At 56.3% G+C, this 21,340-nt stretch carries 20 protein-coding genes and 2 pseudogenes; 15 read left to right on the top strand and 7 right to left on the bottom strand.

The window, feature by feature from the left end; genetic code table 11:
- Positions 1-149: 149 nt before the first annotated feature.
- Positions 150-1,706, bottom strand: a complete 1,557-nt coding sequence (locus tag JQF37_RS29585; RefSeq protein ID WP_130211576.1) for a glycosyltransferase family 39 protein — start codon at positions 1,704-1,706, stop codon at positions 150-152.
- A gap of 269 nt (positions 1,707-1,975) precedes the next feature.
- Positions 1,976-2,455 carry a hypothetical protein gene (locus JQF37_RS29580; RefSeq protein ID WP_130211575.1) on the bottom strand — a complete coding sequence of 160 codons (480 nt, stop codon included), beginning with the start codon at positions 2,453-2,455 and terminating at the stop codon, positions 1,976-1,978.
- A gap of 278 nt (positions 2,456-2,733) precedes the next feature.
- Here JQF37_RS29580 and JQF37_RS29575 point away from each other — a divergent pair, with 278 nt between their 5' ends.
- Positions 2,734-3,228 (top strand): cupin domain-containing protein, encoded by a 495-nt coding sequence (locus JQF37_RS29575; protein ID WP_103406909.1) that lies wholly within the window; start codon positions 2,734-2,736, stop codon positions 3,226-3,228.
- Positions 3,229-3,410: 182 nt separating this feature from the next.
- Here the strand turns inward: JQF37_RS29575 and JQF37_RS29570 are convergent, their stop codons facing one another.
- Entirely contained in the window at positions 3,411-3,731 is a 321-nt protein-coding gene (locus tag JQF37_RS29570; protein ID WP_130211574.1) for an isochorismate lyase, read from the bottom strand.
- An 84-nt stretch (positions 3,732-3,815) separates the two neighbouring features.
- A complete protein-coding gene (locus JQF37_RS29565; RefSeq protein ID WP_130211573.1) occupies positions 3,816-4,745 on the bottom strand; it encodes a LysR family transcriptional regulator in 930 nt (309 codons plus the stop codon).
- Between the two features lie 323 nt (positions 4,746-5,068).
- Here JQF37_RS29565 and JQF37_RS29560 point away from each other — a divergent pair, with 323 nt between their 5' ends.
- The 6 genes and pseudogenes from JQF37_RS29560 to JQF37_RS29535 all read left to right on the top strand — a co-directional run bounded on the left by JQF37_RS29560 (position 5,069) and on the right by JQF37_RS29535 (position 10,297).
- Positions 5,069-6,505 carry an NAD-dependent succinate-semialdehyde dehydrogenase gene (locus JQF37_RS29560; RefSeq protein WP_130211572.1) on the top strand — a complete coding sequence of 479 codons (1,437 nt, stop codon included), beginning with the start codon at positions 5,069-5,071 and terminating at the stop codon, positions 6,503-6,505.
- An 11-nt stretch (positions 6,506-6,516) separates the two neighbouring features.
- On the top strand, positions 6,517-6,855 hold the full coding sequence (locus tag JQF37_RS29555) for a carboxymuconolactone decarboxylase family protein (RefSeq protein ID WP_130211571.1): 339 nt from the start codon (positions 6,517-6,519) through the stop codon (positions 6,853-6,855).
- The gene (locus tag JQF37_RS29550) at positions 6,852-7,853 is read left to right on the top strand and encodes an NAD(P)H-quinone oxidoreductase (protein ID WP_130211570.1); all 1,002 of its coding nucleotides are present in this window, start codon (positions 6,852-6,854) and stop codon (positions 7,851-7,853) included. The genes JQF37_RS29555 and JQF37_RS29550 overlap by 4 nt, the downstream gene beginning before the upstream one ends.
- A 69-nt stretch (positions 7,854-7,922) precedes the next feature.
- Positions 7,923-8,162: pseudogene (locus tag JQF37_RS29545) on the top strand (metallophosphoesterase family protein); the annotation flags it as partial.
- Between the two features lie 445 nt (positions 8,163-8,607).
- The gene (locus JQF37_RS29540; protein WP_130211569.1) at positions 8,608-9,417 is read left to right on the top strand and encodes a glycosyltransferase; all 810 of its coding nucleotides are present in this window, start codon (positions 8,608-8,610) and stop codon (positions 9,415-9,417) included.
- Positions 9,418-9,493: 76 nt separating this feature from the next.
- Complete coding sequence (locus JQF37_RS29535; RefSeq protein WP_130211568.1) at positions 9,494-10,297, top strand: 2OG-Fe(II) oxygenase; 804 nt, start codon at positions 9,494-9,496, stop codon at positions 10,295-10,297.
- A 271-nt stretch (positions 10,298-10,568) separates the two neighbouring features.
- Here JQF37_RS29535 and JQF37_RS29530 read toward each other — a convergent pair whose 3' ends face one another.
- Positions 10,569-11,207: a LysE family translocator gene (locus JQF37_RS29530; protein ID WP_204149910.1), complete on the bottom strand. Its 639-nt coding sequence runs from the start codon at positions 11,205-11,207 to the stop codon at positions 10,569-10,571.
- Between the two features lie 352 nt (positions 11,208-11,559).
- On the opposite strand from JQF37_RS29530, the gene JQF37_RS29525 reads away from it, so the two are divergent.
- Positions 11,560-12,549 (top strand): DUF1254 domain-containing protein, encoded by a 990-nt coding sequence (locus JQF37_RS29525; RefSeq protein WP_223272744.1) that lies wholly within the window; start codon positions 11,560-11,562, stop codon positions 12,547-12,549.
- A 75-nt stretch (positions 12,550-12,624) separates the two neighbouring features.
- Here JQF37_RS29525 and JQF37_RS31590 read toward each other — a convergent pair whose 3' ends face one another.
- Positions 12,625-12,843: a hypothetical protein gene (locus JQF37_RS31590; RefSeq protein WP_130211584.1), complete on the bottom strand. Its 219-nt coding sequence runs from the start codon at positions 12,841-12,843 to the stop codon at positions 12,625-12,627.
- A 385-nt stretch (positions 12,844-13,228) separates the two neighbouring features.
- On the opposite strand from JQF37_RS31590, the gene JQF37_RS29515 reads away from it, so the two are divergent.
- The 5 genes from JQF37_RS29515 to JQF37_RS29495 all read left to right on the top strand — a co-directional run bounded on the left by JQF37_RS29515 (position 13,229) and on the right by JQF37_RS29495 (position 17,807).
- A complete protein-coding gene (locus JQF37_RS29515) occupies positions 13,229-14,194 on the top strand; it encodes an amino acid ABC transporter permease (protein WP_130211583.1) in 966 nt (321 codons plus the stop codon).
- A gap of 15 nt (positions 14,195-14,209) precedes the next feature.
- Positions 14,210-14,980: an amino acid ABC transporter ATP-binding protein gene (locus tag JQF37_RS29510; protein ID WP_130211582.1), complete on the top strand. Its 771-nt coding sequence runs from the start codon at positions 14,210-14,212 to the stop codon at positions 14,978-14,980.
- A 75-nt stretch (positions 14,981-15,055) separates the two neighbouring features.
- Positions 15,056-15,895, top strand: a complete 840-nt coding sequence (locus JQF37_RS29505; RefSeq protein WP_130211581.1) for a transporter substrate-binding domain-containing protein — start codon at positions 15,056-15,058, stop codon at positions 15,893-15,895.
- 105 nt (positions 15,896-16,000) lie between these two features.
- Positions 16,001-17,308: an FAD-binding oxidoreductase gene (locus JQF37_RS29500; RefSeq protein ID WP_130211580.1), complete on the top strand. Its 1,308-nt coding sequence runs from the start codon at positions 16,001-16,003 to the stop codon at positions 17,306-17,308.
- Positions 17,309-17,336: 28 nt separating this feature from the next.
- On the top strand, positions 17,337-17,807 hold the full coding sequence (locus JQF37_RS29495) for an Lrp/AsnC family transcriptional regulator (RefSeq protein WP_130211579.1): 471 nt from the start codon (positions 17,337-17,339) through the stop codon (positions 17,805-17,807).
- On the opposite strand, the pseudogene JQF37_RS29490 reads toward JQF37_RS29495, so the two are convergent.
- Positions 17,804-18,487 (bottom strand): annotated as a pseudogene (locus JQF37_RS29490) (LysR substrate-binding domain-containing protein); the annotation flags it as partial. The gene JQF37_RS29495 and the pseudogene JQF37_RS29490 sit on opposite strands and share 4 nt — an antisense overlap.
- Before the next feature lie 303 nt (positions 18,488-18,790).
- Here JQF37_RS29490 and JQF37_RS29485 point away from each other — a divergent pair.
- Positions 18,791-19,333, top strand: a complete 543-nt coding sequence (locus tag JQF37_RS29485; protein ID WP_130211578.1) for a DinB family protein — start codon at positions 18,791-18,793, stop codon at positions 19,331-19,333.
- A gap of 388 nt (positions 19,334-19,721) precedes the next feature.
- Positions 19,722-21,173 carry a DUF1254 domain-containing protein gene (locus JQF37_RS29480; RefSeq protein ID WP_130211577.1) on the top strand — a complete coding sequence of 484 codons (1,452 nt, stop codon included), beginning with the start codon at positions 19,722-19,724 and terminating at the stop codon, positions 21,171-21,173.
- Positions 21,174-21,340: the final 167 nt, after the last annotated feature.

Below are 21,340 nucleotides of genomic sequence, written 5' to 3'. Positions count from 1 at the left end.
ATAGTAGCAAACAAAAAATATCTGCCACTGAGATCGGCGGCGCAGCGAGGGAGGGACTGACTGCGCGGTAAGCAGGTGGGCGCCAGATGGGGCAGTCGGCCGACTACCCCGAAAATCCACGAAGGTTATGCACGCGGAAAAGAGGGGCCTCAGTCGCCCGTTTTCACCTTGGGAATGTACGCGGCACTGCCGGATTCATGGGCGTGAAACAGGCGGGCGCCGTTGTCGGGCCTGGTGGTGATCAACTGATGATCGGCAGTCAGATAACCCAGCGGCAACCGATTGATGTTTTCGTACTGTTCGAAAATGATCGTGCGTTCGGGATTCCAGCGCTCGCCACTTTTCTTCTCCAGCCACGCCATGAGCGCCGTGCTGTCACCGGTTTTTGGGAGGTCCGAGTCCGGCAGTACGTAGTAGAACGGTGAGCCGTGGTTTTGCAGGTACATGGGCAACTTGTTGTCGACGTCTACCAGCACCAGGCGCCATTCGTTCCACGGCGCCGTTTTGCTGGCTTCGGCACGCACATCCCTGGTGAACTGCATGACGCCGCCGTCTCCGCCGTTGGTCCAGGGGTAGGCGACACCCAGAATCAACCATAAAAAAACCGCCGCACCGGCAATGCCCTTGGTCCAGCCGGGGCCGCTGACTTTACCGGCAGCCTCGCGTTCGGTCATGCGCCGGGTGACCCACCAGGCCGCCAGCAACTGGGCAAACGGCACCAGCGGCAATACGTAATAACTGCGCCGGCTGCCACTGGCGGTGAAGAACAGGAACAACAACCCCAGGCCGCCGATCAGCCAGCGAACGTTGGGCTCGGTGTGCTTCCAGCTGCGCACGGCCACCCACAGGCCGAGTATCCAGCAGGGAGCCCAGGGCAGGGTGTAGACCGGCAGATAAAGCAGATAGGTGTAGATCGGGCCAAATTGGTCGAAAGGCTGAAAGAATCGGACCACATTTTCCCGAAAGACCAGCGCAAGCCCGCTCTCTCCATAGGTTGGCGTGCCATAGCGATGCGACAGCAGGAACGGCAGCATATAGAACGCACCCGCCACCAGAATCGCCAGGCACAGGCGTGGATTGAGATGGTTTTTCCAGCGCCCTTCGCCCAACAGGTGCGGCAGCAGGATAAGCCCGGGAAGAATGAACCCGATCAAACCCTTGAACAGCGAGGTCAGCGCCAGTATCAGGAAAAATACGATGTAGCGACTCAGGCGCGTGTCGTTGGGGCCGCGCCAATACCACCAGACCGCGCCCAGGACACCGCAAACCGTGAGGATGTCCGCCGTGGCGACCCGAGCCCAGAACACGAAAAAAAACGTCGTTGCCAGAAACCAGCCAGCGATCAGGCCCGTGCCTTTGCGATACAACTGTTCGCCGATCAGGTAGACCAGCCAGACGCTCAGCCACGCCGACAAGACCGAGGGCAGGCGTAGGGACCAGTGCCCGAGGCCACCCATCAAGTGGGCCGTGGCCGTGATCAACCAATAGGAGGGCAGTGGCTTGTCGTAATAGGGCATGCCCTTGAGATAAGGGTCGAAATAATCGCCAGTTTGCAACATTTGCAGGGCGATGTTGGCCCAACGGGTTTCCGGGCCCCAAAGCTCTCTGGCGCCCAGCCCGAAAAGCAACAAGAGCGCGGACACGCCCAGCAAAAGTAACAGCGCACCCTGATCACTTTTCAGAAAGCTGACTAACGATTTTTTCATGAGTTTTTCGCGCGTTGCGCTCACCGTGACGTCGGCGAAGCGGCTGAATCGTCAAGGCTATCGGTTGAAATGTGATGGAATTGTCAGTAGATCGCGAACAAATCATTGGTTGCGATTCAAGTCCAGTTAACACATGCATTAATGCAGGGCTGTGAACAACGGCATGAACAATTGTTCATGTAAGAACATTAGAGGGTGGAATTGCACCGAACACGAAAAAGCCCGGCTGATCAGGCCGGGCTTTTGCGGGGTACTGCGGAGCGAATGGCTTAGGCAGCGCGGTTCTCGATCAGGCGATCGGAACCACCTTCGGCAACGGTGTTGCCTTGCAGGCGATCCGAGCCATCGGCAGCGATGGTGTTGCCTTGCAGGCGATCGGAACCACCTTCGGCAACGGTGTTGCCTTGCAGGCGGTCGGAGCCATCGGCAGCGATGGTGTTGCCTTGCAGGCGGTCGGAGCCATCAGCGGCGACGGTGTTGCCTTGCAGGCGGTCGGAGCCATCGGCGGCGACGGTGTTGCCTTGCAGGCGGTCGGAGCCATCGGTGGCGACGGTGTTGCCTTGCAGGCGGTCCGAACCATCGGCAGCGACGCGGTTTTCGATCAGGCGGTCAGAGCCACCTTCAGCCACACGGCTTTCAATCAGGCGATCCGAGCCACCTTCAGCGACAACAGGCTGAACAGAGGTCGCGGCAAAAGCGTTAACGGCGAAGATCGAGAATGCGATGCTGAGGATGGTTTGGCGTTTCATGATCGTGTGCTCCGGGGTGTTGTTTGTTGGGTATGGAGCCCATGTTACGCCGCGGTTTTTTTAAGAGAACTTCATTGAGGTGATTGTGAACATCGACGGGATTGATAGGGCGAGCAGAACACCGCTGGTGAGCGTGATGAAGAGGCGAAGCCTATGCGGCGGTACATTGATTACATTGGGTATCAACTGTAATTCGCGATCACGTCATTATCAGTAATGCCCATCAGAAATAGAGTCCGCCTGACGATTTCGTTTACTGCGTAGTTAAGGTGCCTCCCATGATTCAGAGCATGATCAAAACGGCGGGGCTGGCCGCCCTGCTTGTCGCAAGCGCGGCAATGCCACTCGCCCAGGCCCAACCCTTGCCACTCGATAAAGTCGGTGCCTTGCATAATGAAGACGTGGAATGGCGCAACTTTCCGGCTTTCCCGAAAGAAGTGAAACTCGCTGTAATCGCCGGCGACCCCAGTAAACCCGCACCCTATGTAGTGCGAGTCAAAGTGCCCAATGGCATCAAATTAATGCCGCATACCCATCCGGAAGATCGTATCTACACCGTCATGTCCGGTGTGTTCTATATCGGCTTCGGCACTGTTTTCGATCCAGACAAACTGGTGGCCTATGGTCCGGGTAGCGTGGTGATACTCCCGGCCAATACGCCGCACTTTCACTGGGCGAAATCAGGGGAGTACATCTCGCAAGTCTACGGAACGGGGCCGTTGGGGCTTGAATACATCGATAGCCATGACGATCCGCGCAACGCGTCGAAGTGACAAAACCGTGCCCACGCCAATACCCCCTGTAGGAGCGAGCCTGCTCGCGAAAAACCCAAGGTCGCCGCCGGTAACCGGTTGCCAATGAAGCCGGAGCCATCAAGCAGCCCGCGTTTTCACACAGCCCGGTGCGCCACCGAGATAAGCCCGGTGCGCCGGACTGGATATCCGACACTACAGGATTACGTATTGGGCAATTGCGCCGACCAGTGTTTCATCTCTTCGGCAATGAAATGGTTAACCAAGTCGCTATACAACTTTTCGATCGCATCCGGGCTCAGGCCTTCGGCCTCTGCCCATTCGCGACGTGTCGCGAGCATGGCATCGAATCGCTCCCGGGCACGCACCGAGGCCGCAGAGGTCTTGAATTTCGAAGCCGCAAGCACGTACTGGAAACGCTTGCCCAACAGCTTGATAACGGCACGGTCGAGGGCATCGATCTCGCGTCTGATGTCCTCCATTCCGGCGCATTTTGAGGGTTGCAATTGATTGGAAACGTCCATGTGAGTCACTCCCTTTGCTGAAATAAAATGTGAAACGGCTGATGTGTTATTCAGGGTCTTTCTTTCCCGAGAGTCTCGAGCCGGTTACCTACCGATAAGCTCTCTCGCAGTGTCTGCCAATTGGCTACCCACCCGTGCTTTTAGCGTTTCTATGAAGCGGGTTATCTTCGCATCGACAAACTGGCGGGACGTGTAAACGGCATAAACATTGCGCTCGTAGGTATGGTACTCCGGCAAAACGCGCACGAGTTTTCCCGAGCGCAGATCGTCGATGGCCGAGAATCCGGCCAACAAGCCAATCCCCGCTCCGGATCGAACGGCGACTGCCATTGCATCCATATCATTTACGCTAAAGCTCGGCCCGGTGGGTACGAAAGTGGCGGTGCCGGATCTGCTTCTCAGTTGCCATTCATCCCGTGCGTAATCAACGGTGCCCAGCAACAGGCACTGATGATCGTTGAGGTCTTCAGGCGTCGCCGGTGGTGCATGTTGTGCCAGGTAGGCAGGGGACGCGACCAGCACGCAATGACTGACCCCAATCTTTTGACTGACGTACGCTGAATCCGGCAGCGTTCTGGCAATCAGAATTGAAACATCCAGTTGGTCTTCCAGCAGGTTCGGCATCCGTTGGGATAGCAGCAAATCGACCGTGACTTCCGGAAACTCCTTGCGGTACTCAAGGACGGCGCCGGTCACCAGATGACGCGCAAGGCCGGGCACGCTATGAACCCGTAGCGTGCCCTTGGGTTCCAGGATCGAATTACTCGCTTCGGCCTCAGCGTTTTCGAGGTCGGCCAGGATCGCCGTACAGCGTTCGTAAAATCGTCGACCGGCGTCAGTCACGGAAAGACGGCGAGTCGATCTTTGCAGCAGGCGGGCATCGAGCATTGTTTCGAGCGCGGAAACGGCACGGGACACATTGCCGACGGTCGAGTCCAGATGGTTGGCCACTGCGGTGAAAGTGCCCATCTCAACGACTTTTACGAACACAGACATATTTGAAAATTTGTCCATCCCTACCGTCCTTTTCTACCGGTTTAACGCTCAAGTTGCAGAGAGTATCCACTGAGGCTGTTCAGTGCTCGTGAGCGCAACGCCACCACTCACCGACCCCGCATCATGGACGTTGACTGTTGAGGACACAACTCAACGACGGCGCGTGATCTTCCCTCTGCACACAACAATGATTCCCTCGTGGCTATCTAAATCAAACCTGTCGCCCTCCATAGACTGGGTTGCACGGGCCGCCTGAACCGGCTCTGTCGTAAACCACCGAAGCGAGGACTCACGCAGCGCGCTTCGGTCCGATTCCTGACAATCAAGTGAAGGCCACAACTATGAACACGCCATACGACGCGCTCTATCTTTTCATGGGTGGTGAGTGGATCAGCGCTGAAGGGCGCGACACCGCAGCCGTCATAAACCCAGCCACGGAAACTGAAATCGGACGTGTGCCGCTGGCCACTTCATCCGACCTTGACCACGCCCTTGAGGTCGCCCGGCTCAGCTTCCAGACGTGGCGCCAGACGGTGCCGGACCAGCGCGCAAAAATTCTCAAGCGTGCCGCTGATCTCATCCTCGAGCGAGCGCCGCACATCGCATCCCAGATGACGCTGGAGGAGGGCAAACCCCTTGGCGAAAGCATGGACGAGGTCACGCGTGCAGCAGAGTATTTTGAATGGTTCGCCGAAAGCGCCCGTCGTATCGATGGCCGCGTCGTGCCGGCCAACCGCCCAGGCGTGTTGCAACTGGTGAAGCGCCAGCCAATCGGCCCGGTCGCAGCCTTCACGCCCTGGAATTTTCCGGCCATTACTCCGGCGCGCAAGTTGTCAGCTGCTTTGGCGGCAGGTTGCAGCGTCATTCTCAAACCCGGTGAAGAGAGCCCTTCCACGGCGCTGGCCCTTGCTCGCGCCCTTGATGATGCGGGCTTGCCCAAAGGCGTTCTACAAGTCGTTTTCGGTGTACCGGATCAAGTCTCCAGCCACCTGATTGCCTCGCCGATCATTCGCAAGGTGACCTTCACCGGTTCCGTACCGATTGGACGACTGCTGTCGGCCAGGGCAGCCGCAGGCGTCAAGCCAATCACTTTGGAACTGGGTGGCCACGGCCCTGTGCTGGTGTTTGAAGACGCCGACATTGAAAAGGCGGCAGTGGAAGGCGTGGCGAATCGGTTCCGGGGGACAGGGCAGGTCTGTATCTCGTCAACACGCTTCCTGATCCAGCGTGGTGCTTATCAGGCGTTCACCGATCACTTTGTCGCGGCAACCAACGCACTGAGAATCGGCAACGGCCTGGATCCCGATACTCAGGTCGGGCCACTCGCCAACCCAAGGCAATTGTCAAAGATGGAAGAACTGGTGGCTGACGCCGTCGAGAAAGGCGCGCGGGTACTTGCTGGCGGCGAATGCTTGCCAGGACAAGGCTATTTCTTCCAGCCCACCGTTTTGGCTGATGTGCCCATGAACGCTCGGGTCATGCATGAAGAACCCTTCGGCCCCATCGCGATTTTGATGCCCTTCGATACGTTGGCCGACGGCCTGGAAGAGGCCAACCGCCTGCCTTACGGGTTGTCTGCCTACGCCTTTACCGCTAACGCTCGAACCGCCATTGACGTCGCAGATGGCCTCGAGGCCGGAATGATCGGGATCAATCAATACCGAATTGTCGCCACTGAGCTTCCCTTTGGCGGCATGAAGGAGAGCGGTCATGGCTCAGAAGGCGGCATTGAAGGCATCGAACACGATCTGACCAACAAATTCATCAGCCAGATTTAAGGACGCCCGACATGTCGAACATCAATTTCAGCAGCCCTCGTGAAGCGGCCAGAGCGTTCACCCCAAAGCTGTCGCAGTTCGTCGACGCTACGCTCTATCCGCAAATATGGAGCGATCCGGCACTGTCTCCACGTGACCGCAGCCTGATAACGGTGGCTGCGTTGATTGCCGGTGGTCACGCCGAAGAGCTGCCTGCGCACCTGCGGCGCGCGGTCAGCAATGGGGTCACCCATGACGAAATATCCGCAGCGATCACCCACCTGGCGTTCTATGCAGGTTTACCAGCCGCCATCACCGCGTCCGCCATTGCCAATGCCACATTCACTCAATCGCAGGCGAAGCAGCCATGAAAGCCATCACCATTGAAGAATTCGGCAACCCCGACGTGCTGAAGTTGAAGGACGTTCCCGACCCCGTAGTGCGTCCTGCCGACCTGCTGGTGCGCGTCTATGCAGCCGGTGTCAATCGCGCGGATCTGACGCATCGCTCCGGTGGCTACGGGCGTCCTGATTTCGGAGACTCACCCATCATCGGGCTTGAGATCGCAGGCGAGGTCATCGATAAAGGCAATGCCGTCGTTGGTTTCGAAGTGGGGGATCGGGTGATGGGCGTGGTGGGTGGCGGGGCGTATGCCGAGCTGGCACGCATTGACTACCGCATGGCCATGCCAATTCCTGCTCAGCTGGATTACGTGCACGCGGCGGCGATTCCCGAGGTGTTTGTCACCGCTCATGAGGCGCTGATGCACCTGGCTCGACTCAAGCCAGGTGACTCGGTCTTGATTCATGCCGCCGCGGGTGGTGTTGGCTCCGCTGCGGTGCAGCTCGCTTATGCCACGGGTGCGACGGTTTATGCGACTACCGATGGCAGCAAGTTATCCCGCGTCGAGCATTTGGGTGCCGATGTCGCCATCGACTACAAGAACAGTGATTTCGCCGAAGTCATCGCCAGCAAAACCGATGGCCGGGGTGTTGATGTCATCATTGATTTCGTCGGCGAACCTTATTTCGCCCGCAACCTGGCTTCACTCGCTAACGGCGGGCGACTGATCCAGGTTGGTATCCTCGGCGGTGGCGGGAAGGTCGCCCTGGAACTGGAGCACATTCTCTACCGTCACCTGCAAATCATCGGCACGGTCATGAAATCCCGTACCCAGCCGGAGAAGCACGACATGATCAAGCGATTCCGCGAGCACTGGCTTGAACGGTTCGAAGGGGGAGGAAGCCTGGAGCCGGTAGTCGACAGTACCTTCCCCCTGTCACGCGCCGCAGATGCCCATCGCAGGATGGAGTCGTCCGAAAACGTCGGGAAGATCATTCTCACGATGCAGCCTGCGGACTTGCTCTAAGTCTGGTCTTCTGCAAGCGGTGCCTGTCCAAGTTACCTTGTGTCATCCTGGCAGGCATTCACTTGTGCAGATGGCTGGCACACCCTGCTGGTCCACGACATGGCCGACGTCCCGGCAGTGCTCGATGCCAGCACAAGGCTGGTGATGACCGGCCATTCCCTTAAGCCACGCATCGAATGGCGTGGTGAACGGCTGTTCCTCAATCCAGGCAGCGCGGGGCCACGGCGGTTCAAGTTACCGGTGACGTTGGCGTTGCTGGAAGTGCAAGAGGGGGCGATTGAGCCGCGATGGGTTTCGCTTTTTGAATGAGGGGGAAGCTGAAGGCTGGTCGTTCATGTCTTTGACAGACGGGCACCAGGTTCCGTCGAGCGAATGAGTAAAGGGGGCTGGGAAGCGTGCTGCGTCTTTTAGCGAGTGCCTGGATTGAGTCAAAACGGTTTTTTGGAAGGCAGATAAACGGGCCAGGAGCAGCCCCCGCCAGTGTCTACAATCGAGACGGAATCACTGATGTGGTCTAAAGTTGTAACGAATTAATTCATGGGTCATTACCTGTAGAGCAGATTCTTATAGGATGCAGTCCGCTTCTGCTGCTCTCCTTCAAGTCTGGGTGAACCACGATTATTGTGCATGGCAAAGCGACCTGACAAACTGGGCTCTGTAGCGGCGCAAGGTTTTCCGCGGAAGAACAAGCAAAAGCTGGATACAGGTTCAATTACGTCTAAAAATAAATACAGCACTAATGGGCACATGAACAATGAAAAATCCAGTCTTTCCAGCTGAGAGTTACAAATCCTTCAGCATTGTCATAGTGAATTACAAAACGCCCGAAATCACCAAGATATGCCTGGATTTATTGCACCAACACCTAGGTAATGACAACGTCCCAATATGGGTGGTTGACAACAATTCCGCTGATGAAAGTACTGAGTACTTACGAAGTCTCGATTGGATCAATTTAATCGAGCGCTCTGCTCCTGGACCGGAAATTGGTCACATCGCACATGGCAAGGCACTGGACCTGGTTTTACAGCGAGTTGAAACTGATTATTTATTTCTGATGCACACGGATACATTTGTTTTCGACAAAAATGTTTTCCCAATGATGTTGAGCAAGTGCTTGAAAAACCCGAAAGTCGTCGCCGTAGGTTGTGTTGAACAAATCAATCGTGGTACCGCGAGAACGCTTTGGCGCTTTAGCTCACGACTGTTCAAACATCATTACAGACGCCTGAAAATGTCCGTTGGATTACGCTCAAGAGAACCAAAACCGTACAGGGAAGTCTACTTGAAAAGTTTCTGTACATTGTGGAACTGCAAACTTGTCAAGCAACATGACATGCATTTTTCCATGGATGAGCGTGTACCAGGATACACTCTCCAAGACCGCATGACCGAGCTTGGCTATGTCGTAGAAATGTTATCGCCGCGTAAAATATTCAGCTATCTGGATCATATTCAGGCCGGCACCGTCGCAGCAGCTGGCGGCTATGACAAGACTCATAGACGAACCAAAATGTACAACAACATCCTTAATCGCCTGAACAAGGGTGACAGAAGGATCTAAGCTACGAGCAGACGCAGCGTGCTCAAGGTTGTTTCAAGTCACCCACAAGTCTATATGTCAAGTTATTGGAGCGGTAATGGCACCCATCACTCAAGCACTACCTATCACCCTGTCCCCGGAGCTTGATTTCGACCAAAACGCTGCCAGCGCCTTTGGCGACTCACTGATCAGTCACTATGTTAAGGCTACGCCATTTCCGCACATAGTCATCGACAATTTCTTGCGTGAAGAGCTGATTTCGCGTATCTGCTCGCACTTCCCAAGCGAACCGACCAACAATGAAATGCTCTACGAGCGCGGCTATAAAGGTCAACTAAAGCGCCAAATCAACCCCAACGAATGCGACCCTTTCTTGAAAACTGTTTTCAACGCCTTTAACTCGGCGCCCATGTTGCAGTTTCTTGAAAAGCTCACAGGCATTCACGGCTTGATACCCGACCCCTACTTTACCGGTGGTGGCCTGCATGAAACGAAAAGCGGTGGTTTCCTGGGCGTGCACTCGGACTTCAGGCTCAACAAAAAGCTGAACATCGAGCGCAGACTGAATGTCATCATTTATCTGAATGAAGACTGGCGAGAAGAATACGGAGGCAACCTGGAGCTTTGGGATGTCGGCATGAAGACCTGTCTTAAGAAAGTTCTGCCTGTTTACAATCGCTGCGTCATTTTCAACACAGACAAAGACAGCAATCATGGACACCCGGAACCTTTGACGACTCCAGAGCACATCACCCGCAGGTCTATAGCGCTTTACTACTACACCGCCGCAACCATGGCGATCGATCCCACACAAAGAAACAAAACCCACTACAAACCAAGGCCTAAAGATCGTTTGAGCCTGAAGTACTACATCAATAAATTAATCAAGAAGAAAAACTGAAGGGTATCGCCTGACGATCGATTTCGTGCATTTTTTAGCGTCAGGTTGCAAGAATAATGGGGGCGGATTTATATAGTGCAGTGAAAAAATACATACGGCCCCATCTTCCTTGAAAGTCAGCTAACGGCCGATGCTGTTGAAAAAGTCGGCCATGGTTTGCGCAACTAAAAAGTACACCTCCGAGATTGAAATCTTCACTTTCGGCAGAGTCTTCCAGACGCAGATCTCACGTAGCGGCGTGTCAAAAAGCGTTTTCACCAATACTCAAGTCTTAGGCCGTCTGCCTGCGTATAGCGAGAATCGCAGTGCCAAATCCGATGAACGTGACTCCCACCACCCGGCTAACCCAGCGGGCCAACTCGGGTCGTACCAGCAGGCCCTTGGCACGTGAGGCCAGCGCGGCATACAGGCTCAACGACGACACTGAAAGCGCCATGAAAATCGCGGTCAGGATCATGAATTGTGGGAACAGGGCTGCGCCTTGATCGATGAACTGCGGGAATAACGCCGTAAAAAACAGAGTCGCCTTGGGGTTGGAGAGCGCGGTAAAAAACGCCGACCTGTACAGTTTTAGCCGTGTGGGTCTGCGGCTTGGGCCCTCGTGAATGCCATCAGCCAGCAGCGGCGTCTTACTGAGCAACTGCCTCACCCCCAGGTAGAACAGATACCCGGCGCCAACAATCTTCACCATGTTGAACAACCCTTCGGAGCTGGCAAGCAGCGCCCCCAACCCCAGCATTGCAGCCCCCGACAGGCAGAACAGGCCAGTGGCATTGCCCAGCGAGGACCATATCGCGCTGCGTTGTCCATGGGCGAGACTGTTGTTGATCGCCATTAATGTCGCAGGCCCGGGGCTGGCGATGGCAATCGCGGCGACCAGGGTAAAAGCCAGCATCGTGTTCGGGTCCATGGTTCCAGGCTCCTGAATAACTGAGGGTATGCTATCGAATACTTCGTTAGCTGATGACGCAAATTACTCATCATCTACAGGCGTTACCGAAGCCCCGCCAGCGACGCCACGGCAATAGCCACCGTGAACAGCATTGGCAAGCGCCACGCGCTAACCTGCGAGTAATGAGTGATGGGGACGCCCATCAGCCGGTCCCGAACGCAGCTAACGGTCAAGAGCGGATATCCTTTCGACGCCAGACTATAGTGTCGAAGCGATTAACCGGTTCGACACTATCTCTCGGCTAGCTGAAAGGACTCGTATGAAGCAGAAAGCATTGTTCACTTTTTTCGCGTGCACCACCTTCACCTGCATGGCCTGTGCATATGCCGAGGAGCCGCTGCCCAAGCCAGGCGCAACGCCGGTGACGGTTGATAATTTCGTAAGGGCGGAGTCAGACCTGTACATCGGCTCACTGGCGGAACAGGGTGGCCTCGGCAAGCTGCTTCATCGTCGCGAAGCAGCCGACATCGAGCACCAGACCGTCATACGGCTCAATCGAGACACACTTTACAGCTCGGGGGTTTTCGACCTCGATGCGGGCCCGGTAACCATTACGCTGCCCGATCCCGGCAAGCGCTTCATGGCGCTGCAAATCATCAACGAAGACCACTACACCCCGAATGTTTTCTACGGTGCTGGCACGCACACCCTTACCCGCGAAGGCGTTGGCACGCGTTACGTGATCATTGCGATCCGCACGCTGGTCGACCCTAACAGCCCGGATGACGTCAAACAGGTCCACGCGTTACAGGACGCTATCAGCGTGAGCCAAAAGGATCCCGGCGCGCTGGAGCTGCCGCTATGGGATGCCGGTAGCCAGAAGAAAGTCCGTGATGCGCTGCTGGTGCTGTCTTCAACTATTCCCGACTTCAGGAAGGCGTTTGGCACTCGGGTCGACGTAGATCCCGTGCGCCACCTGGTGGGCTCTGCTGCCGCTTGGGGCGGTAACCCGGACAAGGACGCGACCTACCTGAACGTGACTCCGGCCAACAATGATGGGGAAGCGGTGTATCGCCTCACGGTGAAAGATGTTCCCGTCGATGGCTTCTGGTCAGTTAGCCTCTACAACGCTGAAGGGTACTTCGAAAAGAACGCCGCCAATGCCTACACGCTGAACAATCTGACGGCGAAAAAATCGGATGACGGTTCGATCACCATTCAGTTCGGTGGCTGTGACTTGAAGACTGCCAATTGCTTGCCGACCATGAAAGGCTGGAATTACACCGTGCGATTGTATCGGCCAAAAGCGGAAGTTCTCAGTGGCACGTGGAAGTTCCCCGATGCCAGACAGGTTAACTAAGCTCTGAATAATGGGGACGGATTCATATAGGAAAAAATAGATCCGTCACCATTTTCGTCATTTGCGATGGATGTATCAGTCGTCTCTGTCGTCACGATCGCGATAACGGTAATGACGGCTATCGCGGTCATGGTCGCGATGGTCATAACCCTGATCATAGTCATCCCTTTGGTCGTATCCGCGGCGATGATCGTGATATCGGCCATACCTTTCTCCATCATCCCAGTGAGGGCCGCAGCCTGCCAGCAAGAGCGAGCTGGAAATGGCCAGGATCATCATTACTGCGCGATTCATTTGCATGTCCTAAAGGTCAGGGGGATGAGACGGTGGCTGCCCGAAAATTTCGTTTGGCCAGCGTTTAACCGAGGGTATGACTACTCAATAACTTAATGATTCCGTTGAGTAATACAGAGAAGCGTGTATTCACGCCGGAGGCGTGCGCAGTAGATAAAAGCCTTTCAGCGATCGATAAGATCCAGGTCCTCCTTTATGGCGCTCGGGCGCCATTCAAAAAAGCCTTGCCGTCAGAATGGCCGGGAGTCTTGAGCAGATGTCAGGGTCATAACCACCGATATGCCGGAAAAAACCGATAAATCCAATATTCTGCAGGGTCCCGCCCGGCATTTCGCACACTCATAATTGGCTTACAACAAAGGGACACCCCTAAGGAGCGTAAGCCATGTACAAAGACCATATCGTCAAGGCGCGCATGACTGACAGCGCCCTGTTCATGGGGGTAGTCGCTGCAGTCATTTTCATCATCACGCTGGTCTGCGGTGTAGGTGAAGGCCGTCTTTCCACGTTGATGGGGCCAATCGTTCTCGACCTGAAAACTCCTCTGGCGCGTGACATCGCCGTCGGGGGGACCTTCACGATCACGGCCGTGCTGAATCTGTTCATCCTTGGGCGGTTTCCCTTGCGGGCGCAGATCATTACGGTCTGGTGCGAATTGCTGGTGCTGTTCCTTTTATTCTTCGACACCTTCAATCTTTCTTACAGCTTCATCGCGACCAAAGTCGGCTTCATGATTACCCAAGGGGTTTTCACCACCGTCTATGTGTCCGCGATTTCCATTGCCATTGCGTTTGTCCTGGCATTGCTGGGAGCGACGGCCCGTTTATCTTCCAACGGTTTCGCCATTGCCATCGCGAGCTTCTACACCTCGTTTTTCCGAGGTGTTCCGCTGCTCATCCAGATCTATCTCATTTACCTGGGCATTCCTCAGCTCGGCTACGTGGTCGGTGCCGTGCCGGCAGGGATTCTGGCGCTCTCGCTCTGCTACGGCGCCTACATGACGGAGATCTTCCGTGCGGGGATCAGCAGCATCCCGCGGGGTCAGTGGGAAGCCTCCCGGGCGATTGGCCTGAATCCATTTCAAACAATGACCCGGGTCATTCTTCCGCAGTCCATGCGCCTGATCATTCCGCCGACTGGCAACCAGTTCATCTCGATGCTCAAGGACAGCTCACTGGTGTCCGTGATCGGCGTCTGGGAACTGATGTTCCTGGCGCGAACACAAGGACGCGCCGAGTTCCGTCACCTGGAAATGCTCATCACCGCAGCCGTGTTGTATTGGCTGCTGTCGATCGTGCTGGAAACCGTTCAGTCGCGTCTGGAAAAGCACTTCAATCGCGTCCACCGCTGAATCAGGAGCCTTACGATGAATCAGCCGTCAGCTTCAGCAGTCACTGCCCCGTATCCCGCCATATCAATTCACGAGATGCAAAAATGGTATGGCGATTTTCATGTGCTCAAGGGGATCGACCTGCACATTTCCAGCGGCGAAATCGTGGTCGTCTGCGGTCCATCGGGTTCCGGAAAGTCGACATTGATTCGCTGCCTGAATCTGCTGGAAGACTTCCAGAAAGGCAAAGTGTTCATCGACGGAATCGAGTTGACCCGCAATGCCGCCTGCGTGGCCAGCATCCGGCGTCAGGTCGGCATGGTCTTCCAACAGTTCAATCTGTTTCCGCACATGACGGTGCTGGAGAACCTGATGCTGGGGCCGCGCCTGGTGAGCAGGCTCGATGAGTCGCAGGCTCGCCAACTGGCCTACGAGTACCTGGATCGAGTGCGGATCGGGAACCAGGCCGACAAGTACCCCAGCCAGCTCTCCGGCGGTCAGCAGCAACGCGTTGCCATCGCCCGAGCCCTCTGCATGCGACCACGCATCTTGCTGTTCGACGAACCCACCTCGGCACTTGATCCCGAAATGGTCAAGGAAGTGCTGGATGTCATGGGCGAACTGGCGCAGGACGGCATCACGATGGTGTGCGTCACCCACGAGATGGGGTTTGCCCGGCGGGTCGCCGACCGGATCATCTTCATGGATCAGGGTTGTATCGTCGAGCAGGCCAAACCCAATGAGTTTTTTGAGAACCCGCAGCATGAACGCGCCCGAGAATTTCTGTCACAGATTCTCAGCCACTGAGAAGCATCGTCACACCGTCCAACGTCATCGATAAAAACGACAAAGACCTGCACTCAACTACCTGGAGGCTTACTCATGATCTTGATCACTCGCTTCTTCACCACAGCGGCTATCGCCACAGCCGTCACGATCAGCTCAGGCGCCGCCTGGGCGGGCTCGACCCTCGACCGCATCCATGAAACCAAGGTGATCAAAGTGGCCACGGCCGCCAACTGGCCACCACAATCGTTCCTGGGGCCGGACAACAAGTTGCAAGGATTTGATATCGATGTCGCCACCGAAATCGGTCGCCGCCTGGGTAGCAAGGTCGACTTCGTCACCCCGGAATACGGGATCATCACCGCAGGGCGCTGGTCGAATCGCTGGGACTTGTCGGTCGGTTCGATGACGCCAACCACCGAGCGCTCCCGAGTCCTCGACTTCCCCGCGATCTACTACTACACACCCTATGTATTCGCCGTGCACAAGGACGCAGCCGGGGCAAAGGCGGCGGACCTGAACGACAAGATCATCGGCGTCGAAGCAGGCACCACGTCGGAGGACTATATCAATCGCCGGCTCAAGATCGACGCCGCCGATGTGCCGGCGTTCACCTACGACGTCACACCCGGCGAGGTGAAGACGTATGGCGACAGCATGGGCCCTCTGGATGATTTGCGTATGGGCAACGGGGTCCGACTGAACGCCACCCTGTCCGCGCTTCCAACTGTTGTCGCGGCCGTCAAGAATGGCTATCCCATCGTACGCGTGGAAGGTAAACCCGCTTACTACGAACCGCTGGCCATCGCCGTGGATAAAGGCGATGAGGCGTTCAATAGCGAATTGAGCAAGGCCATTGCGCAGATGAAAGCCGACGGAACGCTCAAGCAACTTTCCGAGAAGTGGTACGGCGCCGATCTCACCCAGGTGCAATAAATCCGGGTGCAATAAATTCCAGTGCAACAAACCCAATCACTGCAGGCGCCCGTTCCAAACGCGGCGCCCTGCATGACTGCGCCGCGAAGAAGGACAGGGGACTTCATGTACACGTATAACAACAATTACTACACCGCCACGATGAACGACACGGCTGAGCGCGCGGCGCTGTCAGGCAATGTCCAGGCCGATGTGTGTGTCATCGGCGCCGGCCTGGCGGGGCTGAGCACGGCCTGGGAGCTGGTCTCACGAGGAAAGTCCGTGGTGCTGCTCGAGGCAGGTCGTGTTGCCTGGGGGGCCTCCGGCCGTAACGGAGGCTTCGTTCTTCAGGGCTGGTCCGAAGGATTGTCATCCATCGAGCGGCGCTGCGGAAAAGCGACAGCCGCCGCCCTGTTCAAACTGTCGCTTGAAGGTGTCGACACTGTTCGCGACATGATCGCCCGTCATCAACTGCCAGGTTGCTCGCCAACGCCTGGAAAATTGAGCGTGGTTCGCTACGAGGATGGCGATAATCTCAAGCGTTTGCGCGACAGGATGGCGACGGATTTCGACTTCCACCTCGACTACCTGGATCGTCAGGCCGTGCGTGAAAAACTCAAGACGGAGCGCTATTTCCAGGCTCTGCGCGATACCCATGGATTTCACTTCCATCCCTTGAACTATTGCTTGGGCCTGGGCCGGCTGATTGAACGCAACGGCGCAAAGATTTACGAACAGTCGCCCATGAGCCGTGTCGAGAGCCGAAACGGGCGACACCGAGTCATCACTGACCAGGGCACTGTCGATTGCGCCAACGTGGTGTATTGCTGCGGCGGTTATGGCGGCCCCGAGTTCGGTAAATTACGCCGCGCCTTTCTGCCCATTGCGACCTACGCGGTGCTGACCGAACACTTGGGCGAGCGTCTGGCCGATGCGGTAGGCACCACCGATGCCGTGGGTGATAATCGCCGGGCCTCAGACTATTACCGAATCGTCGAAGGTGACCGACTGCTCTGGGGCGGTCGTATCACCACCAGGAACCTGCAGGACGAAAAGCGCCTGGGGCAGTTGCTGACGGAAGACATTCTCGACGTGTATCCGCAATTGCGCGGCATCAAGATCGAAAAAGCCTGGTCGGGACTGATGGGTTATGCGCGGCACAAGATGCCTCACATCGGCCCTCTCGGGAAGGGGCTATGGGCATGTACATCATTTGGTGGCCATGGTATGAACACGGCCCCTATCGGCGGGCGCGTCATTGCCGAAGCCATTTGCGGCGAGACCCATCGCTACCGTCTTTTCGATGCCTACGGCCTGGAATGGAATGGCGGCCCGCTCGGCCCGGCTGCGGCGCAAACGGTATATGCCGGTCTGAAAATGATGGACAAGTTTCAGGAAACGCGTTCGCAACGCAGGGCGAGTCAAAAAAACTGAAAACCACAGTGAGGTCAAGGCAGTGTTGATGGATGCGCAGAATCCCGGTCCGTTGTTTAACCTGACTGATAAGGACCGGCAGTTGCTTGGCCTGCTGCAGGCCAACGCCCGTGAGCCCACGGCATCATTGGCACGTAAACTCGAGGTCTCACGCTCTTCGGTGCAAGAACGCATCGCCCGCCTGGAAAAGGCCGGGGTCATTACCGGTTACAGCGTGCGCATCGACCAGAACAGACTCCAGCAGACAATCAACTGTTTCACCATGACCTCCTGCACCAACAAGAGTTATACCGATGTCATGACCTCGCTTCGCAAGATGGATGCGGTGCAGGCGGTGTATGCGGTCTCGGGCGAATCCGACTTCATCATCCATCTCGCCACGTCGACGCTGAGTGAACTCAATGCCGAGCTTACCCGGATCAACATGATCAAAGGCGTGGCGCACACCGCATCGCATATTGTGATGGAAACCAAATTCAGCCGGAAATTGACGGTTTAAAGCCTGCCCATCAACTCAGCGACCCAATCGATGAACACGCGCAGTTTGATGCTGATATGCCGGTTCGGGGGAAATGCCACGTAGATGGGCATCGGATCGAGGCTCCAGTTCTCGAACAGGGGCACCAATTCGCCGCGTGCTTCGAAGGTGTTGGACATGTACTTCGGCAGCCAAAGAACACCCAGCCCGGCCAGGCCGGCTGCGAGGTAGGCGTTGTCATCGTCGACTGCCAGTGCGTAGCGACCTTTGATCTGGATACGCTCAGCGTGGTTGTGCAGAGCATAGGGCACGGCTTTACCGGTGCGCGCCCACAAGAAACCGACGATACGATGCGGCGAATCTTCCAGCTCCCGCGGATGCGCTGGGATTCCGACGCGTGCCAGGTAGCTCGGCGCTGCAAAAACGCCAAGCTGGAGGTCGCCTACCTTCCGGGCCATTAACGACTGATCCTTTATCTCGCCGCCGCGCACCACGCAATCGACGTTCTCACCGATCATGTCCACGATACGGTCGCTGACGCCCATGTCGATCTGAATGTCCGGGTATCGCCTGTAAAACTCAGGCAATGCGGGGACCAGAATCATGCTGGCCAGCGGGCTTGGCACATCCACTCGCAATCGGCCCCTGGGCAGCGTCGAGGCGCCGGACAGGCTGGTCTCGGCGTCGTCCATGTCGGCCAGAAACCATCGGGGGATGATCTGGCCGTGAGGGAGCGGTACGGAAAGCGGTCCATCATGAACCGTTGGGCTGCAACGAGTCGCACGTCGGATCCAGGGAAATAATGGGGACGGAAATAATGGGGAAATAATGGGGACTGATTTATATAGTGCAGTGAAAGAACATAGTGAATAAATAGATCCGTCCCCATTTTCGTCAGGGAGATGAGCCTGCGAAATCAGGGGCGATTTAAAAAGCCCTGCTCTAGAATGGCCCCCAAATGAGCGTGGATCGCTTGTCAAGTACTCATTCAAAGGATGAACACGATGGGCCGCATCGACCATATCTGCCTGATGGCGATCTATAACGACAGGATGAACGCAAAGGTTTATGAAGCGGCCAGAAGTCTGACAGATGAAGAGCTGTCAGTGGACAGGAAAGCATTCTTTGGTTCTATTCTCGGGACGTTAAACCACCTGGTGGTCGGGGACACAATCTGGCTAAAGCGATTTGCCCAGCACCCAGCGAATTACTTGGCTCTGGAGCCGATTCGACAGCTTCCTGCCCCCCAAAGCCTCGACCAGTTACTGCTCTCAAATATCCGAGAACTTTCGACATATCGCGGTTGGCTCGATCAGGTAATTGTCGAGTGGTCTCGCGCCATTACAGAGTCAGATTTAGATTACACCCTCAATTACACAAGCATGAAAGGAGCTCCCGCTGACAAGAGCTTTTATGGCTTGGTCATGCATTTCTTCAACCACCAGACTCATCACCGAGGCCAAGCTACTACTTTGCTGTCACAAGCTGGTGTCGACGTAGGCGATACTGATCTGGTAGCCCTCATTCCTTACGAGTCCCGCGCATAATCTAAAAACCAGCACTAGACCGGGATTTTCATTTCGTGTCATACCGGTAAACCAGCGTGGCCATCTTAAATGACTGAAATGGGGGCGGATTTATATCGTGCGTATTACCTAACGGAATTTGAACATCATCTCGTAGTGGTCCTGGCGACAAGGCTTACAGATAACGGGCACGATCTTGGCTGCGCAAGGGGATGCTGGCTTATTGTGATCTACACTCCCGTGGCGGGTGAGTTGGCGCTTCGTCGCAGGAGTTACTCAGTCGCCAGGTAAAGAGACAGCCAGAGTTTCAGTTGGGGCGCGGTCTGGGTGGTGCGTGCCAGTCGACAGCAAAACGTTGCTCAGAACAAACGAGGTGAAAATGAACAGGAAGTCTGACCGGGGCTGGACAATGGCTGCGGCGCTCGTCGTGGTGGGTTCAACGCTTTTCACGGGGTGTGCGAGCAAGAACGACCCCATCGCACAGGCAGACAAGGCGGACGTGGCCAAGGGCGTACCTGCGCCGAGCCTCGAGCAGACCAAGGCGATCGCCGAGGAAGGCTTTATTTACGGCTTGCCGCTGGTGATGAACTACGCCGTGATGAACGAGTTCGCGGTGGACACCAAATCCAGCCAGTTCAAGGCCCCCTTCAATCAACTGCACAACGAGCATCGGGTCGCGACACCCGCTGATACCGCCGTCATTACGCCAAACAGCGACACCCCCTACTCGATACTCTGGACCGACCTGCGCGCAGAGCCCCTCGTGATCACCGTGCCGGCCGTCTCCAAAAAGCGCTACTACTCGGTGCAGCTAATCGACGGCAACACCTATAACTACGGCTACATCGGCAGCCGGGCAACTGCAAGTGCCCCCGGGAGCTATCTGATTGCAGGCCCCGATTGGAAAGGGGCGACACCGCCTGGCATCGATAAAGTGTTCAACTCCACGACTCCCTTCGCGCTGACGCTGATCCGGACCCAGTTGTTCAATCCAGCCGACATGCCCAATGTCGAGAAGGTTCAGGCGGGTTACAAGGTCCAGCCGCTTTCAGCCTTCCTCCATCAACCAGCGCCGGTCGCGGCCCCGAAGATTGATTTCGTACCGGCCACCACGGCTGGTATCAAGGACAATTTTTTCGAGTACCTGTCGGCCGCGTTGGAGTATGTGCCGCCTTCGGCCGACGACAAGGCGATTCGGTCGAAGCTGGCCAGCATCGGTGTAGGCCCCGGCCGGCGCTTCGAATTCAAAGACCTCTCGCTCGAACACAAGGCGGTGGTCCTGCTGGGGATGAAAGCTGGCGATGAGAAGGTTGACAAGTTTCTCTCGAGCGGCATGAAAAACATCAACGGCTGGAACGTCGGCGCGTTCTTTGGCGACCAGGCGTTCTACAAGGGCGACTGGCTGATGCGTGCCGGCGCCGCGAGGGGCGGCCTTTACGGCAATGACGCCGTTGAGGCGATGTACCCCTATACCCGCACCGACGGTAAAGGCCAGACGCTGGATACCAGCAAGCGCAATTACACGCTGACCTTCCCGGCGGGCAAGCTGCCGCCAGTGAATGCCTTTTGGTCGGTGACCCTGTACGACGGCAAGAGCCAGCTGCTGATCAACAACCCGCTCAACCGTTACCTGATCAATTCGCCGATGCTGCCGGCCATGAAGAAAAACGCGGATGGCTCACTGACGCTGTACATCCAGAAGGACTCCCCCGGCAAGGCAAAGGAAAGCAACTGGCTGCCGGCGCCTGACGATACGGTCTATCTGGTGATGCGTCTCTACTGGCCGAAGACCGCACCGCCTTCGATTCTTCCCGCTGGCGAAGGCAGCTGGCAGCCACCGGCGCTGGTGGTTTCGAAGTAGTGCGACCCATTGCCGACACTCGCTGCAGGTTGGTGTTGGCAGGTGCTGCTTGTCGCCAATAGCTGCCGATCATGAAGGGCAGCTATTGGCCGATTCTGTTGAAAAAGTCGGTTTTTCAGGAAGCGTGACACTGAACTTGGCCTTCAACTGAGAACCTATTCACCACT

Source organism: Pseudomonas sp. MIL9, assembly GCF_016887925.1.
Classification (GTDB): domain Bacteria; phylum Pseudomonadota; class Gammaproteobacteria; order Pseudomonadales; family Pseudomonadaceae; genus Aquipseudomonas; species Aquipseudomonas mohnii.
This window is presented reverse-complemented; position numbering and strand designations above follow the sequence as displayed.

Excerpts from the sequence above, each read along its gene's own strand:
- JQF37_RS29485 (WP_130211578.1), top strand. The coding sequence starts at position 18,791 with ATGGGCCGCATCGACCATATCTGCCTGATGGCGATCTATAACGACAGG.
- JQF37_RS29540 (WP_130211569.1), top strand. The coding sequence starts at position 8,608 with ATGAAAAATCCAGTCTTTCCAGCTGAGAGTTACAAATCCTTCAGCATT.
- JQF37_RS29500 (WP_130211580.1), top strand. The coding sequence starts at position 16,001 with ATGTACACGTATAACAACAATTACTACACCGCCACGATGAACGACACG.
- JQF37_RS29530 (WP_204149910.1), bottom strand. The coding sequence starts at position 11,207 with ATGGACCCGAACACGATGCTGGCTTTTACCCTGGTCGCCGCGATTGCC.
- JQF37_RS29570 (WP_130211574.1), bottom strand. The coding sequence starts at position 3,731 with ATGGACGTTTCCAATCAATTGCAACCCTCAAAATGCGCCGGAATGGAG.
- JQF37_RS29495 (WP_130211579.1), top strand. The coding sequence starts at position 17,337 with ATGGATGCGCAGAATCCCGGTCCGTTGTTTAACCTGACTGATAAGGAC.
- JQF37_RS29585 (WP_130211576.1), bottom strand. The coding sequence starts at position 1,706 with ATGAAAAAATCGTTAGTCAGCTTTCTGAAAAGTGATCAGGGTGCGCTG.
- JQF37_RS29565 (WP_130211573.1), bottom strand. The coding sequence starts at position 4,745 with ATGGACAAATTTTCAAATATGTCTGTGTTCGTAAAAGTCGTTGAGATG.
- JQF37_RS29560 (WP_130211572.1), top strand. The coding sequence starts at position 5,069 with ATGAACACGCCATACGACGCGCTCTATCTTTTCATGGGTGGTGAGTGG.
- JQF37_RS29580 (WP_130211575.1), bottom strand. The coding sequence starts at position 2,455 with ATGAAACGCCAAACCATCCTCAGCATCGCATTCTCGATCTTCGCCGTT.
- JQF37_RS29480 (WP_130211577.1), top strand. The coding sequence starts at position 19,722 with ATGGCTGCGGCGCTCGTCGTGGTGGGTTCAACGCTTTTCACGGGGTGT.
- JQF37_RS29505 (WP_130211581.1), top strand. The coding sequence starts at position 15,056 with ATGATCTTGATCACTCGCTTCTTCACCACAGCGGCTATCGCCACAGCC.
- JQF37_RS29535 (WP_130211568.1), top strand. The coding sequence starts at position 9,494 with ATGGCACCCATCACTCAAGCACTACCTATCACCCTGTCCCCGGAGCTT.
- JQF37_RS29550 (WP_130211570.1), top strand. The coding sequence starts at position 6,852 with ATGAAAGCCATCACCATTGAAGAATTCGGCAACCCCGACGTGCTGAAG.
- JQF37_RS31590 (WP_130211584.1), bottom strand. The coding sequence starts at position 12,843 with ATGAATCGCGCAGTAATGATGATCCTGGCCATTTCCAGCTCGCTCTTG.
- JQF37_RS29575 (WP_103406909.1), top strand. The coding sequence starts at position 2,734 with ATGATTCAGAGCATGATCAAAACGGCGGGGCTGGCCGCCCTGCTTGTC.
- JQF37_RS29510 (WP_130211582.1), top strand. The coding sequence starts at position 14,210 with ATGAATCAGCCGTCAGCTTCAGCAGTCACTGCCCCGTATCCCGCCATA.
- JQF37_RS29555 (WP_130211571.1), top strand. The coding sequence starts at position 6,517 with ATGTCGAACATCAATTTCAGCAGCCCTCGTGAAGCGGCCAGAGCGTTC.
- JQF37_RS29525 (WP_223272744.1), top strand. The coding sequence starts at position 11,560 with ATGGCCTGTGCATATGCCGAGGAGCCGCTGCCCAAGCCAGGCGCAACG.
- JQF37_RS29515 (WP_130211583.1), top strand. The coding sequence starts at position 13,229 with ATGTACAAAGACCATATCGTCAAGGCGCGCATGACTGACAGCGCCCTG.